The organism is Streptomyces sp. NPDC013157, from assembly GCF_042899865.1.
Lineage (GTDB): Bacteria > Actinomycetota > Actinomycetes > Streptomycetales > Streptomycetaceae > Streptomyces.
In genome coordinates this window covers 1-14,929 of record NZ_JBIBAK010000031.1, presented here as the reverse complement: position 1 = coordinate 14,929, position 14,929 = coordinate 1, and the positions used below count along the sequence as shown (strand labels likewise).

13 protein-coding genes are annotated in these 14,929 nt (G+C 68.3%); 8 read left to right on the top strand and 5 right to left on the bottom strand.

Annotation, left to right across the window (positions count from 1 at the left end; translation table 11 throughout):
- Window positions 1-593: 593 nt before the first annotated feature.
- From ACFY6U_RS50400 to ACFY6U_RS50380, 5 genes are all read left to right on the top strand, one after another.
- The gene (locus tag ACFY6U_RS50400; protein WP_390049654.1) at window positions 594-1,997 is read left to right on the top strand and encodes a replication-relaxation family protein; all 1,404 of its coding nucleotides are present in this window, start codon (window positions 594-596) and stop codon (window positions 1,995-1,997) included.
- A gap of 88 nt (window positions 1,998-2,085) precedes the next feature.
- Window positions 2,086-2,382: a hypothetical protein gene (locus ACFY6U_RS50395; RefSeq protein ID WP_390049652.1), complete on the top strand. Its 297-nt coding sequence runs from the start codon at window positions 2,086-2,088 to the stop codon at window positions 2,380-2,382.
- Window positions 2,383-2,474: 92 nt separating this feature from the next.
- Complete coding sequence (locus ACFY6U_RS50390) at window positions 2,475-2,915, top strand: DUF6300 family protein (RefSeq protein ID WP_390049650.1); 441 nt, start codon at window positions 2,475-2,477, stop codon at window positions 2,913-2,915.
- A 112-nt stretch (window positions 2,916-3,027) separates the two neighbouring features.
- Window positions 3,028-3,891: a hypothetical protein gene (locus ACFY6U_RS50385; protein ID WP_390049648.1), complete on the top strand. Its 864-nt coding sequence runs from the start codon at window positions 3,028-3,030 to the stop codon at window positions 3,889-3,891.
- Between the two features lie 101 nt (window positions 3,892-3,992).
- Window positions 3,993-4,250 (top strand): DUF6207 family protein, encoded by a 258-nt coding sequence (locus ACFY6U_RS50380; RefSeq protein WP_390049646.1) that lies wholly within the window; start codon window positions 3,993-3,995, stop codon window positions 4,248-4,250.
- Here ACFY6U_RS50380 and ACFY6U_RS50375 read toward each other — a convergent pair.
- On the bottom strand, window positions 4,228-4,560 hold the full coding sequence (locus ACFY6U_RS50375) for a hypothetical protein (protein ID WP_390049644.1): 333 nt from the start codon (window positions 4,558-4,560) through the stop codon (window positions 4,228-4,230). The genes ACFY6U_RS50380 and ACFY6U_RS50375 overlap by 23 nt on opposite strands.
- 283 nt (window positions 4,561-4,843) lie before the next feature.
- On the opposite strand from ACFY6U_RS50375, the gene ACFY6U_RS50370 reads away from it, so the two are divergent.
- Window positions 4,844-5,863 (top strand): LD-carboxypeptidase, encoded by a 1,020-nt coding sequence (locus ACFY6U_RS50370; protein WP_390049642.1) that lies wholly within the window; start codon window positions 4,844-4,846, stop codon window positions 5,861-5,863.
- A 118-nt stretch (window positions 5,864-5,981) separates the two neighbouring features.
- Here the strand turns inward: ACFY6U_RS50370 and ACFY6U_RS50365 are convergent, their stop codons facing one another.
- Together ACFY6U_RS50365 and ACFY6U_RS50360 are read right to left on the bottom strand one after the other, a co-directional pair.
- Window positions 5,982-6,641: a hypothetical protein gene (locus tag ACFY6U_RS50365; RefSeq protein WP_390049640.1), complete on the bottom strand. Its 660-nt coding sequence runs from the start codon at window positions 6,639-6,641 to the stop codon at window positions 5,982-5,984.
- Window positions 6,642-6,817: 176 nt separating this feature from the next.
- Window positions 6,818-8,644, bottom strand: coding sequence for an SIR2 family protein (locus tag ACFY6U_RS50360; protein WP_390049638.1), 1,827 nt, complete (start codon window positions 8,642-8,644; stop codon window positions 6,818-6,820).
- A gap of 170 nt (window positions 8,645-8,814) precedes the next feature.
- On the opposite strand from ACFY6U_RS50360, the gene ACFY6U_RS50355 reads away from it, so the two are divergent.
- Window positions 8,815-9,648, top strand: coding sequence for a hypothetical protein (locus tag ACFY6U_RS50355; protein WP_390049636.1), 834 nt, complete (start codon window positions 8,815-8,817; stop codon window positions 9,646-9,648).
- 103 nt (window positions 9,649-9,751) lie between these two features.
- Here ACFY6U_RS50355 and ACFY6U_RS50350 read toward each other — a convergent pair whose 3' ends face one another.
- A complete protein-coding gene (locus tag ACFY6U_RS50350; protein ID WP_390049634.1) occupies window positions 9,752-9,973 on the bottom strand; it encodes a hypothetical protein in 222 nt (73 codons plus the stop codon).
- 252 nt (window positions 9,974-10,225) lie between these two features.
- Here ACFY6U_RS50350 and ACFY6U_RS50345 point away from each other — a divergent pair, with 252 nt between their 5' ends.
- A complete protein-coding gene (locus ACFY6U_RS50345; protein WP_390049632.1) occupies window positions 10,226-11,584 on the top strand; it encodes a WD40 repeat domain-containing protein in 1,359 nt (452 codons plus the stop codon).
- 103 nt (window positions 11,585-11,687) lie between these two features.
- On the opposite strand, the gene ACFY6U_RS50340 is transcribed toward ACFY6U_RS50345, so the two are convergent.
- Window positions 11,688-14,216, bottom strand: coding sequence for a Helicase associated domain protein (locus ACFY6U_RS50340; protein ID WP_390049630.1), 2,529 nt, complete (start codon window positions 14,214-14,216; stop codon window positions 11,688-11,690).
- Window positions 14,217-14,929 lie beyond the last annotated feature (713 nt).

The window sequence follows — 14,929 nt, the reverse complement described above, 5'->3', positions numbered from 1 at the left end:
ACTCTCCCTCCCCACTCGAACCGGACGAACGGGAGCTGCAAGGGCCAAACCCGGCGCCTGTCCAGCGTGGTCGGCCCGACCACGAACCCGACCATGACCCCTTGTCCAGTTCTGCTACCGACCCGACCACCGCCGCGTTTCCCCTTGACCACGCCGCCGTCAGACCGCGGACAAGGGGGTCCCCTGCACGCTGCTCCCTCGATCACCGCCCGCCCAAGGGCAGTCCGAAGCGAAGGAGCCACCACGATGACCACGCACCGACCACCGGCAGGAACCCGGCGCGCCCACCCCGACCATGAGCCCGACCTGGACTGGGCAAGCCGCCCCGGCATCCTGCGGTGCGCGCTTGGGACGCCACTGTGGAACCCACTTTGGAACCTGACGCCCGGCGACACAGAAAACCCGCAGGTCAACACGCAGAAATGGCCGCGCGCCGCGTCGTCACAACCCTCTTCTCTCCTCCTGAACTTGTGTGTGATGTCTGTGGGGGAGGAGATCATCGGGTCCGGGGGCCGGATGCCCTCTGCGGCCGGGCGCGGCCGGCGCCCGGCGGGCGGCTGCGCCCGGCAGACGAGGGGGAGGGAGCAGGGCTGATGGCGGGGAAGCGTGAGGAGAACCCGGCGGGATCGTCGAACAACCTGCGCGGCGACGTGCTGCGTGTGCTCGGAGTGCTGAAGGTTGCCACGGTCGAACAGATCCAGCAGATCGCGGCCCCGCACCTGAGCTACCGGCACAGCGACAAGCCGACGCCCTCGAAGCGGAAGCAGGCCCGCACCGCCTCGCACACGGGCGCGCTTTCCGATCTACGCAAGCACGGCCTGGCGGAGAACGGCGGGCAGATCCCGGGCGGGGACACGTTGCGCAACCTCACCCCGATGGGATTGAAGGCCGCCTCCTACGAGCTGGGGCGGCCGGTGGGGGAGATGGGCAACCCGGCCCGTGGCGCGGGCCGCACCGGTGCCTCCCACCCGATGGTGGTCAACGAAGCCGTGCTTGCCCTGCTGCGCCCGAAGCCGGACCTGGCCCAGCTCGCCAACGAGCCGGCCGACGTCCTCGCCGCTGCGCAGGCCGCGGCTGACGCGCCGGACGGGTTGGGCACCATCGCCTCCTACGCGACCGAGGTGGCGCTGCCCGCGACGGGCACCTGGTCCAACCCCGGCAAGGGCGGCGCCCAGGCGGACATCGTCATCACCGCGCCCGAGGACGGGGTGCCGCTGCTGTTCGTGGAGATCGACAACTGTCACGAGTCCGCCCACGAGCTCGCGGGCAAGGTCGACAAGTACAGACGGTTCTTCCAGCGGAAGGTCAAGGACACCGACGGGCGCGAGAAGCCGATGTGGCGCACCCGCTGGCCGATGCAATGGGACAGCGATGATCCCCTCCCGCCCCTGCTGTTCGTGTTCAACCAGATCGGGGAACGCAACCCGGAGCGCACGATCCCGCGCCTGGCTGAGATCACCTACCACTACTGGCGGGGGTTCCCGGCACGCGGCGGCTACCACACCTACGAGCGCCAGATACCGATCGTGGCCACCTCGCTGGACCTGCTGCGCGAACACGGCCCGGCCGGGCGGATCTTCTGGCGCTTCGGCCGCGGGCCCTGGAGTCGGGAGTCGTTCCAGCCGCTCCTGGACGCGATCGGCAACCCCCGCCAGGTCGCGGCCGAAGCCGAGCGGGAAGCCCGCTGGAAGGCCGAACGGGAGGCGTACCAGGCCGAACAGCGGCGTCTGGCTGCCCAGAAGGCTGCCGAACGGGAAGCCCGCCGCCCCGTCTGCGCCGGCTGCGGGGCGAAGTTCACCGACGAACGCTGGGAGGCCGCCGAACCCGGCCGCTGGGGCGACCCGCGCGATACCCACCCGCAGCTGTGCGACGCGTGCAAGGAGCGAGCGATCGAGGCCCAACGCCTGGCAGAGCAGGACGAGCGAGAGCGCCTGGAGCAGAAGCAGGAGCCACCAGCACCGAAGGCCGGCGGCTGGCTCGGACGCTGGCGCAGCTGACCTGGGCAAGCCTCCCGGCAGCGCGAGGGCTTGCCCAGGACCCCCTGGGCAAGCCCTCGTTGTCGGTGGCGGCTGCAAGTCTGAATGCATGGACGGCGATGAGCAGCTGCTGAACGGCCGCGTCTACGGCGCGGACCACGACGACCCCAACCCCGGCCCGCTCCCGGACCGGACCTACGCCGAACTGGTCGGCGGCCCGCTGGACGGCCTGCTGCTGGACATCCACGGATGGCGCACCGACGAAGTCGACGACGGCGCAGCTCTGGTCACCGAGCTGTCGCGGTGGCCCGGAGGCCGTGCCCTGTACGACCCGCGCCCCGGCGAATCCCTAAAGCCGGGGCCCGGCGTCGCGTGCCGTCTCTACTACAGCGGTGACACACCCTGACCTGCACAATGTCGCTGCGTCACTCTTGACGCTGGTGTCTGGGCGGGCAGATTGTGAGGGTCCGTTTAGGCTCCACACGGAAAGGGCGCCTCATGTCTTTCAACTGGCGCTATCACGTACATCCCGACGGCTCGTTCGCCCGTCTCGGCAACTCGGACGGCTGCTTCGACGGCTACACCGATGACGAGCTCGCCCAGTTCTGCCTGTGCTCGCGCCGTGGCCCTGGCGACCGATCCCGACAGCTTCCTCCCTGCTCTCGTTGCGGCGGCGGCCTCGCGCTCTACTGGAACGCGCCGTTGCAGACGGGCGTGATGATGGAGCTGTGCCCGGTCTGCGACGCCGGCCGTCCGGCGGCCGCCGCGTTCATCCGCTGGCACCAGGACCCCGACCGCGACCGCACCGCTGTGCAGGAACTGTTCGAGGCGTGGGAAGAAGAGACTCTGAACGCGCACGGCTGGTACAAGGCCGCCGACCCGGAGCCCCCGGCCGCCCCGCTGCTCCCGCCTGGTCTCACACCCCGCGGGCGCGGCTGAAGCTCGTCAGCCGCGCACCACGTCCAGCCGACCCAGTGGGAGCAACCAGAGCGCGGTCAGACCGTGTTGTCGGTGGCGGCTGCAAGGCCGGACGGCAGGGGGAACGTACGATGTGCAGCTGCTGTGGGGCCGGTCCTATGGGTACGACCCCAATGGTGATGACAAGCCGCGGCCTTGGTCGGTTCTGGCTGCGCTTAATCCCTTGCGGCTGGTGAAGCGTCCTTCCACCATTGCCCCCATGGTCATCATGGGGATGGGGATCGAGGCTGCGGACGGGTTTCCCTGCGACGCGTTCGGCAGGGCGTACTACGAGGCCGTCGTGCGCACACCGGGGATCTACTCTGCTGATCTTCAGGCGGGTGTAGACATTACCGAGGTCAAGGTCCAGATCACCACTGCGCTCCAGGCGGTGGTGTACCGCCACCGCCGGGCACGCGAGACGGCCCTGGAACTGGCCGCCCTGGTGAACCTGCCGTGGGAGGAACGCCCGAGCGACTGGCATTTCACTACCCAGACCCGCCTGTTCGAGTTCTTCGTCTCCTTGCACTCCGCCTTCGAGAGCTCCTTCTATGGGCTCTACTTCGCAGGCTCCCGCCTTGACCGGCAGCGCTTCACCTTCGCCGATGAGCCGGAGAAGTACCGCGACGTCACGGGACCCTCGACGACCAAGGCATTTCAGGCGGCATGGCCCAACGACGCGCTCGCGAAGGCGATGTCGGCCCTGAGGTCCGACCCCTTCTACGAGCGACTGGGCAAGGTCCGAAACCTCCTGGCGCACCGGATCGCGCCGGGGTTCGAGCACCGGCTCACTCTGCAAGCCCACGTGGGGTCACCGGGCGGCGAGCAGGAGGAGTACGAACTTGCGTGGCAGGGGGAGCCGCTCGCCACGATGATCCCCTCGACCCTGGCGCAGGCGGAGGAGAAGCTCGGCGTTCTGTGGGACGCGGCAGGATCTTTCTTCGCTTCACGTCAGTGAGCCCGGTCCTGGGCGACAACAGCCCAGGGCACTTGTACTCCGTCGGGTGAAGATACCGTTCCGGAGGAACTCTCCTCGGCCGCCCGCGCGTAGTGCCTGACATGGATCCGATCAACGAGATGCACGTGAGCGAGCCGGGCCTGGTCGTCGTCGATGTCGCGGCCTCCGACGACGAAACCGCGCTCGCCTTCCAGCAGCTGCTCGCCGACCGGTGGGCGACATCTCCCGCGCAGCACACGACGCGGGACGCGGGTGAGCCCGGCGTACGGCTGCGCTGCTACCTGGACCTGCGCCAGCCGATCAGCCCGGCCTCGCCGGACGAAGCCCCGCCAACGGTCAGCGCAGCCGCACGACGGTGACGACCGCGTGCCGCGTCGTGCCCGCCACGACCTCCACCACTACATCACCGACGGCGGGCGTGTAGGAGTCGCCGGCCTTGGTGAACATCCGTCCGGCCTGAGGGACCAGGCGCGGGCCGACAACGGAGGCGAGGGCCGTGGTCAGCCGCTGCGAGAGCGCGACCCTTCCGTCGGGCAGTTGAACGGCGAGAGCCCTCGGATGCCGGGCCGTGCCGGTGAAGCCGACCACGGTGGCGTCGACCGTGTCCGCGTGCCTGACCTTCGACCAGATCCGGCCCGCCGTGTACGCCGACTTCAGCGGCTTCGCCACGATCCCCTCCACGCCTTGCTTGTGTCGGCAGAGACCGTGTCCCTCGCAGGTCGTGTCGCTTTACACCGGGTCTGGGTCTTCGGCTCGTGTCGCGTTGCGGTGACACATCGTGTCCCTTTTCCTGTATGGGCTGTGTGACTGAGATGCACGCTCAAATGGGGTTGGTGTGTCAGCTGGGACGGTGGGCGAACGTACGGCATTGAGCACAGGGTTCCTTCCGTGGAGAGGGAAGTTGATCGAAAAATGCGTGGCCTGTTGCTGAGGGCGTCGGGATACTGCCGCGGTGACCCGTACTGAACTGCCTCAGCTGCTGCGGCCTCGTGCCCTGGAGCCCGGAGACCTCGTCGTCGTCGCGGCGCTGTCCGGGCCGCTCGATGCCAGATACGCGCCCGATCTCGAACGGGCGGTGGCCGAGCTCGAGGGGATGGGATTCCGTGTGCGTCTCGCGCCGCTCCTCGAAGCCGGACGGCACCGCTGGTGGAGCGCGGCGCGACCGGACAAGATAGCCGAGGAGTTCAACGGTCTGCTGCGTGATCCCGAGGTGCGCGCGATCGTCGCGCACGACGGTGGCCAGACGGTGTTCGGATACCTCGACCTGATCGACTTCGACGCGATCACGGCCGACCCCAAGCCGATCCTCGGCCTCAGCGACATCTCACTGCTGCACCTGGTGCTCTATGCACGTACCGGCCTGGTCGGATTCCATACCGACCTGGCCACGCCCGGCCTCGGCGGGCACTGGCAGAGAGCGTCCGCGGCCCGCCGGGAAGAGCTGAGGAAGCTGTACTCGACGCTGCTGACCAGCACGGAGCCGATCGGTGCGCTGCCCGCCGATCCGTCGTGGGAGTGCTGGCGCGCCGGGCGTGCCGAAGGCCCGCTGATCGGCGGGGTCATCAACCGCATCGTGCTCGCGCAGGCGACACCCTTCGCGCTGCCGCTCGAATGCTTCGACGGCGCGGTGCTGTTCTGGGAGGAGCTGGGCGGCCAGGCATCGTACGTGTGGAACTACCTGCAGATCATGAGGCACAGCGGGATTCTCGATCGGATTTCCGGCATGGTCGTGGGCGTTCCGGAGGCGATCGACGGACTCGACTCGCCCGACGGTTCCCCGACCCTGGCCGAGCTCGTCCTCGACGTCCTCGGCGACCGCGACATTCCGGTCCTGGGCAACGTCGAGGTGGGACACGCGGGCGCGAATCTGCCGATGCCGGTCGGTATCCGCGTCGCCCTCGATGCGCAGCAGCGGACGCTGTCGCTGCTCGAACCGGCGGTGCGGCCACGCACGGGGGACCGCTCTTCGTGATTCATCCGCTGTCGCACGCAACCCCCGCCCGTCCTCGAACAGAAGGTCATCGTCGACAAGGAATGCCATCCCCTCGGGAATCGTCGGCTTCCCCGACAACCCCCATGACTCCCAACCCTCACTGGAGTAGAACGCCAGCTCCATGCCCACCGACCGTACGGACGGGACACAGCGCAGAACACCCAACAAGTGCGTTCGAGACGTCGCTCCAACAAGCCGTATGAGACACGGCAGTTGTGCGTAAACAACCTGTCCCTTCGAGCGCCGCGTACCAGAGCAGGGCCTCGTTGCGGTCGGTGGTCGACCACACCGGCTCGATCGGCGGGCCGATGCCGGCGAGCACGTCCAGGAGGGCCTGGCGGCGCTCCACGTACGGACGCGGTCGCAGGTCAGGGTGACCCTCCGCAGGGTGGGCCAGGACGTCGAATGCCACGTACGTTGCGGGGTGCCGGTTGGCGAGCTCCCGGGCCCGGCGCGGCCTGGAGAGTGCGCGGGACTGCGCCGCCTCGAAGCTGATCCGCGCGTTGCCGTCGTCGTCGACGACGTACACGACTGCCTCGCCGTCCAGGATCACGCCGGGCGGCAGGCTCATGGCGGCAACGGCCAGGTCCATCCAGAGCGCGGTGACGTCGCGGCCGGTACGGGACTGCAGCCGGACACTGTCCTCCGTCCGCCACAGCACGGTCCGGTGGCCGTCGACCTTGATCTCGTACGCCCACGGTCCCGTTGGTAGCTGCGTCACGGGGCGGGCCAGCGCGACGTCTACGGGCCACTCCACAGGATCAGCCTGCGCCCCCAGGACACCGGCCGCCTGCTGGCGTACTCCCACGCCATCAGCAGACGGTCCGAGCGCCGCAGCCGCTGCGGTACGGCCGCGTCGCCGCACGGCCCGACCCCGGCCGTGCCGCGCGCGGGCTCTGAAGTGGTCTGCGGTGCTCGACCCGGGGCTCTTCTCTACCAGTGGAGCCGCGGGTTCTGTGCCCGCCATTCGACAAGGCGTTCGTAGGCCGCTTGCGCACGCTTCACGTCACCACCGAACGCGCCTGCTCGGAGCAGTGGCCAGTTTGGTGTGAGCTCGGCTTTGATCGTGTTGGCGATGCTGGTGTCGTACTCCCAGTGCGCGTCGTCGATGAACTGACCGATCCATGGGAGGCTGGTCTGTGTGTCGTCGTCCATGGCGATCAGCGAGGCGAGGAACTCGAAGCGGGTGCAGGCGGTCTGGTAAGCCGTGTCGTCGGGTTCGATGACCTGCAGCGGTTCACGTGCTTCCTGCCGCAGGAGCGCGCTCTGCGGGAAACGCTGGCCCTGCCTGTCCGGCAAGGGCATCACGGAGTTGAGGTCGGCTGCCAGGATGCGGACGGGGTTGAGGTAGACGGCCGGCGGTTGCGTACGTGTCCTGCCCCACAGGGTGTTCCACGTGGGCTGGGCCAAGATGGTCGCCAGGAACTCTTCGCGACGGCTGATGACGGCGGTGACGCCCATGGTCCAGGTGGCCAAGAGCGCCGGGTAGTGCCGCAGCGCCTCCAGGGCTTCGTTGAAGGCGCCGGAGAAGCTGCTGCGCATGCGGGTGAGGCGTTCGACGGCGCGTAGCCACAGGGCGTCGTGGGTTCCGTCGTCGTTGAAGACCCCGTGGGCCAGAAGGTGCAGCAGGATGTCGCAGTCGGCCCGGTAGCCGTGCACGCTGTCGTCGAAGACGGGTCCGCTCAGAGGACGTGCGGCTGCTGCGGTTCTGTCGAGGATGTCAGTGACGGTCTGGTGGACGAGGTCGGAGGCCTCAATCCTGCGCACCGGGTCGGGCAGGGCACGCTTGAGGCGGGCGACGGCCATGTCTCGGGTGAGGGGCGGCGACGCCATCCGGTCCAGGGCTTCGATGCGCCGCCGGAGGTCGGTGAAGAGTCCGTCCGCCGTCATGCCCTCGATGACGGCGGCGCTGTGCTGGGCGGTCAGGCGCTTCGCTGCTTCTCCGAGCGTGCTGAAGGACGACCAGAACATCGGATACCGGCGGGGACGCACGCCTTCCAGAGCACGTACGAGCGCCGTGTCCCAGTCTGCGGACCAGCCGCAGATGATCAGCCCGTACTCGTCCAGGACCCGCTTGAGCAGCTCCTGTTGTTCCGGCTCGTAGGTCTCCAGCTCGTCCACCGTGTTGAGCTGGTCCAGGGTGGCATAGTCGCCGTGGAGCTTGATCACTGTTACAGAGGCGTGGGGGAGCGGCATCATCTCGGCGATCTGGCTCGGCCGGCTGATGACCTGGGGCGAGATGCCCGCCTCTTCCAGAGCCCGCTCGGTGAGCCGGTCGAAGTTGGTGGTCAGGATGACGCGGACACTGCCCCGCTTCACCAGCTCGGCGATTGCGTGGTGGGCGGGAGTGGGACCCTTCGCGCCGGGCTCATCGTCTTCCTGGGGCTGGAAGTACCGGGCGAGCTGCTGCTGGCGGGCGGCTGCTGTGGGTGCCACAGCGCCCAGCAGGCCCGAGTACCCGAGGACGTCGTCGTAGTGCTCCGCCCACCAGCCGACCGGGTCGGCGACTGCCTTCGCGGGAGCGTCGGCGTCGTTGGGGTCCTGCATGGCGGCGACGCGACCGACGAGGTCTTCGACGATGCCCCACCCGGTCTTCACGCCGGACGCCAGGGAGATCCCGGACCCGAGTAGGAGCGCGTACACCCCCGGGCTGGCGTGAACATTCAGGGCGAGCGCAGCCTTGGCGTCCAGGATGCGGCTGGGCGGTGCCACGAGAGGTGCCTGCGCGAGGGGCTCTGGCGCTGCGCCGTTGGTTTCCATGGAGGAACTCCTTTCACGGGCGACGCTCCGACGTCGTATCGCCCGTTCGCGGAACACCCTACCATCCTTTATCGTCTTAATGACGATAATGGCTCTGGTAGGGAAACCCGCTGCCTTTGGGGCCAGTTGACCTGCCACCATCGGGCAGGCGACCAACCAGGCGAGGAACGATGGCCAACTTCTCATTCGGCCCGAACGACTACAGCGTCAACATCCGGGCACAGCACAACGTCAACTTCATCCCGGGCTGGGACGTACACCGGCTCGCTCTGACCTTCGAGGTGACCGCCCTCGGCAACTACACCGTGGACGCGCCGTTCCTCGTCTCCGGCACCCTCTGGGCGGACGAGTTGCCAGGCCCCGGGACCTGGATCGGCGCCCTCCACGCGACGCGGCCGATCGGGCTGAAGTCCTTCGCCACGAACCTCACGCTCGAGACGAGCATGACGGACCAGCAACTGCGCGGTCTGGAGAAGGCGCGCGCGAGTACCGACCTGGCCCTGCGTGCCCAGCTCACCCTGACCGCCCTGGCAGAGCCGAAGCACTGGCCCGTCGCCGACGACCAGGAGATCATCCGCGTCCCGCACGCGACGTGGAGCAACGCCCTCACCCAGCTCGATGCCGGCGCCTTCGTCGACGTCCTCATCCCGGTCACCACCGTGGAGGCCCGAGCCACCGGCGCGCGACGGATCCGCGAGGCGAAGACCGCGATCCGCGACGGACGGTACGAGCACGCCGTTGCCCTCGCCCGAGCGGCCCTCGACCCCGTACGAGAGGCCTGCAACACCCGGAAGGTCCACGACCAGGCGGTGCAGAAGAAGGCCGGGGAACGGGACCAGGAGGAGCGCTGGGCGATGCTCACCCAGAGCGCCTACGCCCTGTTCAGCGGCGCCCCGCACGACGACTCCGGCACCACCGAGAACTTCACCTGGACCCGTGCCGACGCCATCGCGGCCGTCGCCACCGCCGCTGGCCTGCTCGCCCGGTTGGAAGACCTGCCGTAGCGCGCCAGCGGCCGCATCGATGGTGCTTCGGAGGCCCGGTCCAGGCTGTCCGGGCCTCCTTGTTCACACAGTGCCTTCTGATCGGCGGCCCTGAATGGAAGCCTCAGCGAGCGTGCAGCCAGACGCCGGCGTACGCCACGATGGCACCGCCGACGGCGGTCGCCGCGCCCCGGAGCAGATAGAGGCCGGCCTCGTTGCGAACCCGCCGTACCCGCCCCTCCCACCGGGCCATCGAGGACGTGCCGTGGGGTTCCGGGACCGCGTCGTTGCCCGTAGCCTCGTCCTTGGACATGAGCTTCTCCTCCACTGGGGGATGTTCGGTCATCTGCAGACGGCTCCCTGCCCACCAGGGGGCCGTCGCCGTTTCCGGAGACGGCCGCGCCGTGTTGGTAGTTCAGCGCAAAGAGCCTGATGGGGCGGCACGGCGCGAAGAAACACTGATGGTGCTGAAGTAGTGGCTCCTACAGAGGTATGCAGCGTTCCGCAGCGAATTTCGTTGAAATTCAGCGGATTTCACCGCTTCACACCTAGCCTGGTGTGCCCACGTGGGAAGTCACAATGCGGTAAGGCGGTGGGCATGGCCGTTGGCGGGGGGACCTACCAAGCGGAACGGGCGGCGTCGGCGGCGGAGCTCCGCAGGTTGAGAGGGCTTCTCTCTCAACGGCCGGACTTGAAGCAGATAGCGGACCGGGCCGGTGTGGCGGCATCAACAGTCAGCGCTGTCCTGAACGGCAAGACACACCCAGGCGTGGACGTCTACATGGCCTTGGTCCGTGTGCTCCTCACCTTTGACACGGGCGGCACCGCATCACAGAGTCATCCTGACATTCCGCTCTGGCGTGAGCGCTGGCGGCGTGTCCAAGAGCTGAAAGAGCAAGACAAGATCACTCGTCCCCGGCGGCAGACAGCTGTCCCCGGTTCCACCGCCCACGGGCTCGCCGAGCAGGTCGTCCTGTCTGCCATGCGCCGTGGCGATCGAATCCAGATGTTTCCCATGGCGGATGGCCTCGGTGGCGTCTGGGATGTGGCGTTCTCACCAGATGGTCGGCTGATTGCGACTGCTCACGGTCTGCGGACCGTACAGCTCTGGGACACCATCGAACAACGTCGATTCGGTTCCGCGCTCGTGGGCGGCCATGTCGAGCAGGTACAGACGGTCCGCTTCTCGCCCGACGGCAAGCTGCTGGCCAGTGGAAGCGCGGATGGACGCATCATGTTGTGGGACGTGGCCACGAGGCAGAGCCTTGGCGAACCCCTCACCGTCAGTTCAGGTCGGGCCTGGACTGTCGCCTTCTCTCCAGACAACCGCCTGCTCCTTGGCGCCGGTCGCACCGTCCGTGTGTGGAATATCAGCGCGCCCGATCGGCCTGAGGCCATCACAAAGCTGGGAGGCAACCTCAGCGCAGGCCTCGCCGTGTCAGCCGGAGGACTCCTGGCTACAGGGCACGGCGATGGAACAGTGCAGCTCTGGGATCTTGCGACATTTGAGAAACGGGACAGCGCTCTTCGCGGTCACACCGCGGATGTCACGGCAACAGCGTTCTCGCCTGACGGGAAGTTGCTCGCCACGGCGAGCCGGTCAGTAGTACAGCTGTGGGACGTGAGCTCGCAGACGATGTTTAGCGAGCCCCTTACTGGGTGCGCCGGCATCATCCAAACGATCTCCTTCTCCCCCGACGGGCGGCTCTTGACCGCTGTGGTCCGGCCGGCCCCTAGAGCCCAGACAGGAACCGACGACGAGGACGACGAAGAGATATTCGACCCGGCCCATGCTGTCCATGTCTGGGAGACATCGTCGTGGATAGCCGCCTGTGCTCCCCTTCTTGGCCACACAGGCGCGATCTGGGGTGCGGCCTTCTCATCCGACAGCCGCCTCTTCTCAACAGGCAGTGCGGACGGACAACTGCGACTGTGGATCCTGCCCGCGCCCGGCTAGGCCTCGGTCTCCCGAGCCGAAGTTCCTGCTTTGGCCCACACGCGGTGAACGCAGCGAAGGCCCGAACTTCCCCCAGTCCGGGCCCTGCTCGGTTCAGATGGGGCTACCCCCAGCGCATGCCGATCGCAGACAGCTGTTCCACCCGCTCCGGGGCGAGCGTCGCGGCCCTGCTGCGCTGGTTGCTGATCCATGCCCCAATCCGGAGCTCCCGCTCCTCCTGGTCCTCGCCGCCCCCGGCGCCGACGACGATCCGCTCGACATGCTGCCTCGGTACGCGAAGGTGCCCTTCGCGCTCGTAGAACTGCTTCGCGGCGGCGAGGTTGGCGGCCCATTTGTCGGCCTGGGTACGGCGCGGCTTGGGCTTCTCGTCCTCGGTGGCGGGTGTGATCCCGAGGACCTGCTCCAGCATCCACTGCTGCACGGTCGTGAGCTTGTCCCATCCCAGCCGCTGGGTGCGCACCCACCGTCCGAGGTCTTCGCCCTGGCGCAGGACGTCACCCGGCTCGGTCGGCAGTGCACCGGCTTCGTCCAGGTGCAGCCGGGTGAGGTGGAACGCGCGCTGCCACTCCACGGGCCAGGTGGGGCACCACGAGGCGTCGATCTCCTCCAACTGCTCGCGCCGGTCCTCCGACAGAGCGCCGGCCGCCGATCCCACCGGCAGGCCCTCGGCACGCCGTTGCTCGATGTCCATCGCCTTGCGGGCGGCGGCTCGGGCGTTCTTGAGCCAGATGCCCACCTTCGCGCCCTGGTAGGTGGCGTCCAGCGGGGCCAGGAGGTGCCCGTTCTCGGCAGCCCAGCCGCGGGCGGCGGTCAGGCCCTCCTCCCACGCGACGTCGAAGTGCGACCACACCATGCCCAGCTTCTCCAGTTGAGCGACGCGGTCCTCGGCCATGTCCTCGCGGGCGTAGAACCGTCGGGCGTCGGCGATCCACTGCCCCAGCGGGAAGTTGGCCAGCGAGGCCGGCCACCCCTCAGCCTGAGCCTCCTCACCCGAAGGCACGCGGTACGTGAACGGCACCTTCAGATCGCCCACCTCCCGCGCGTACAGCACGGCTGCCTCGATGCCGCGCCGCCAGTGCTCGTGTTCGGGATTGAGGACCCGCAGGTTGATGAACGCGGCCAGCGCGGCCGGGTCACGCGGCGTGGAGAACTTCAGCAACGCCTTCGCCGACGCCGACGGACCACCAGCCCCTTCCCCGCCACCGCTCTTCTTGCCCTTGGCGTCCTTCTGGACGGGCTTGTAGCGGCTCGGAGCCTGCTGCTGCGCCAACTGCTCCACGATGCGGGTGTCGTGCGCCCTGAGCGCCTCCAGCAGCTTCGCCAGGCCGCCGAACGCCCGGCTCGTGAGCATGTTGTCCGCCGTCTCCCCGGGCGCCAGCAGCACCGGCACCACGAGGGAGGCCATCTTGCCCTCGCCGGGGTGCATCCGCAGCGCACGTCCCACGGCCTGGACCAGGTCGGGCATCGACCCGCGCACGTCCGCGAAGTACACGGAGTCGCAGTTGCGGGTGTCGACGCCCTCGCCCAACACCTTCACCGAGCTGAGGAACGCCTTCTCCACCACCGTGCCGTCCGTGGCGATCAGAGAGGAGAACTCCCCGAGCACCCGTCGACGGTGCAGCGCCTTGTGATCACCGCACAGCCAGTCCGCCCACACCGCCGCCGGGTACAACTCCGGATCAGCCGCATGCAGCTGCGCCGCGACATCCGGAACCCCTGCCGAGAACGCTTCGGCCTCCTTGACGACGTGATGGAACACCAACGTGCGCGTGAAGGCCTCCTCAGCTGACGCCTTCACCAGCGCCGTCTGGAGCGCGGCGAGCCGGGCCCCCCGCATCTCGTCCGACCGCCCCTCGGCACCGAGCAGCATGGCGGCCTGGAACTGGGTGTCGGTGATGTCCACGCACACCACCTGGTACGGCGCACAGATCCCCCGGTCGATCGCCTCCGACAGCGTGAGCGTGTAGCACCGGCTGCCGAACGGCCCGTCCGGGTCGTCCTCCATGCTCGCCACCAGCTCACCCGGCGCACCCTGTTCCTGGTCCTCGTCCAGCTGCCACAGCCGGGGCGTGGCCGTCATATACAGCCGCCGCAGGGACGGGATCCGCAGGTTGTCGTGCACGACCGCCCACGGCTTGCCGATCCGGCCCGAAGTCCTGTGCGCCTCATCGACCACGATCAGGTCCCACGCCGAAAGGCCGGCGGCATGCGCCCGCTCCAGCGTGCCCAGACCCAGGCTGGCGTACGTGGCGTACACGGTGACCTTCTCCAGGCCCCTCGTCCACTCCACCAGCTCGTCCACGTCCGTGGTGTTGGGGAAGGACACCTCCTCACCCCGCAGGGAGGAGACACCGATCATCGGGCCCCTGCGGCCACCCTCACGCCACGCGGCCTCGGTCTGGGCGAGCAGATCGAGCGAGGGCACGAGAACCAGCACCCGGCCCGCGTGAAGCTCTTCCGCGCTCCGGACCGCCACCCGGGTCTTCCCGGACCCGGTCGCCATGATCACCTGTGTCCGCAGACCCCGCTCCGGCACTAGCGATCTTGCAGGGAGTTCGAGGGCACGCAGTACCGCGTCAACGGCTTCTCGCTGGGCGGCCTCGCGCTGATCTGCGCGGTTCGTGGTCGACATTCCTATCTGCTTTCTCCTGGGTGATGCCCGGCCGGTTCGAGTGGCGTGAAACAGGAAACCTGCACGTAGAGAGGACACAAGGGATACGGTGGGAGTGGCTCGACTGGCTTGGCACGGTGCCTCACCGAAGCTCTCGCAAGGGTTCTGATTGGATCTCAATAAGCCTCCGAGCGTTCCAAGGGTGGTGCGCTCTGAGTCCAGAGTCTATCTCGTGCTTCAAAATGAAGCAGCAACAAGAGAGTAAATCCCTCGAACGTGGCGCGATCCTGTTAGTCTGGCCCTATCCGGACCGGAGAGCAGCCTGACGGGAGGTCACGTGATCGCGGTCTCAAGTCCACTCACAGCTCAGCGTTTCCATGCCACCCTGACTCTCCGTCACCCTCTCCAAAGTCCCCCGATTCGGCCCGCGCTCGCTTCCCCGGCCCCGCCTCTCACTGCTGCTGCTTTTCCTCCCACTTCCCTGTGGGGCGTGCACTGTTGGGGCTGGAGCGCAGCGGAGGCCCCGTTCCGGGCGGGAGCGAGTGCGGCCGCAGTGCGGCCGCTGGCGCGTGGCGCGGAGCGCGGCGCGCCCAACTCGCGGGCGCAGCCCGTGAGTTGACGCCGTGCCACGCAGTGGCACGGCTCGCGCTCACGCGGAGCGTGAGCGCAACGATTGCGCGCAGCGCAATCGTTCGCTTGCTCCGGGCGAAGCCCGGAGGGACCCGCTCCGCGGG

What these genes read in the sequence shown, in the direction of transcription:
- ACFY6U_RS50400 (WP_390049654.1), top strand. Translation starts at nt 594, where the DNA reads ATGGCGGGGAAGCGTGAGGAGAACCCGGCGGGATCGTCGAACAACCTG.
- ACFY6U_RS50355 (WP_390049636.1), top strand. Translation starts at nt 8,815, where the DNA reads ATGGCCAACTTCTCATTCGGCCCGAACGACTACAGCGTCAACATCCGG.
- ACFY6U_RS50360 (WP_390049638.1), bottom strand. Translation starts at nt 8,644, where the DNA reads ATGGAAACCAACGGCGCAGCGCCAGAGCCCCTCGCGCAGGCACCTCTC.
- ACFY6U_RS50395 (WP_390049652.1), top strand. Translation starts at nt 2,086, where the DNA reads ATGGACGGCGATGAGCAGCTGCTGAACGGCCGCGTCTACGGCGCGGAC.
- ACFY6U_RS50350 (WP_390049634.1), bottom strand. Translation starts at nt 9,973, where the DNA reads ATGACCGAACATCCCCCAGTGGAGGAGAAGCTCATGTCCAAGGACGAG.
- ACFY6U_RS50390 (WP_390049650.1), top strand. Translation starts at nt 2,475, where the DNA reads ATGTCTTTCAACTGGCGCTATCACGTACATCCCGACGGCTCGTTCGCC.
- ACFY6U_RS50380 (WP_390049646.1), top strand. Translation starts at nt 3,993, where the DNA reads ATGGATCCGATCAACGAGATGCACGTGAGCGAGCCGGGCCTGGTCGTC.
- ACFY6U_RS50345 (WP_390049632.1), top strand. Translation starts at nt 10,226, where the DNA reads ATGGCCGTTGGCGGGGGGACCTACCAAGCGGAACGGGCGGCGTCGGCG.
- ACFY6U_RS50340 (WP_390049630.1), bottom strand. Translation starts at nt 14,216, where the DNA reads ATGTCGACCACGAACCGCGCAGATCAGCGCGAGGCCGCCCAGCGAGAA.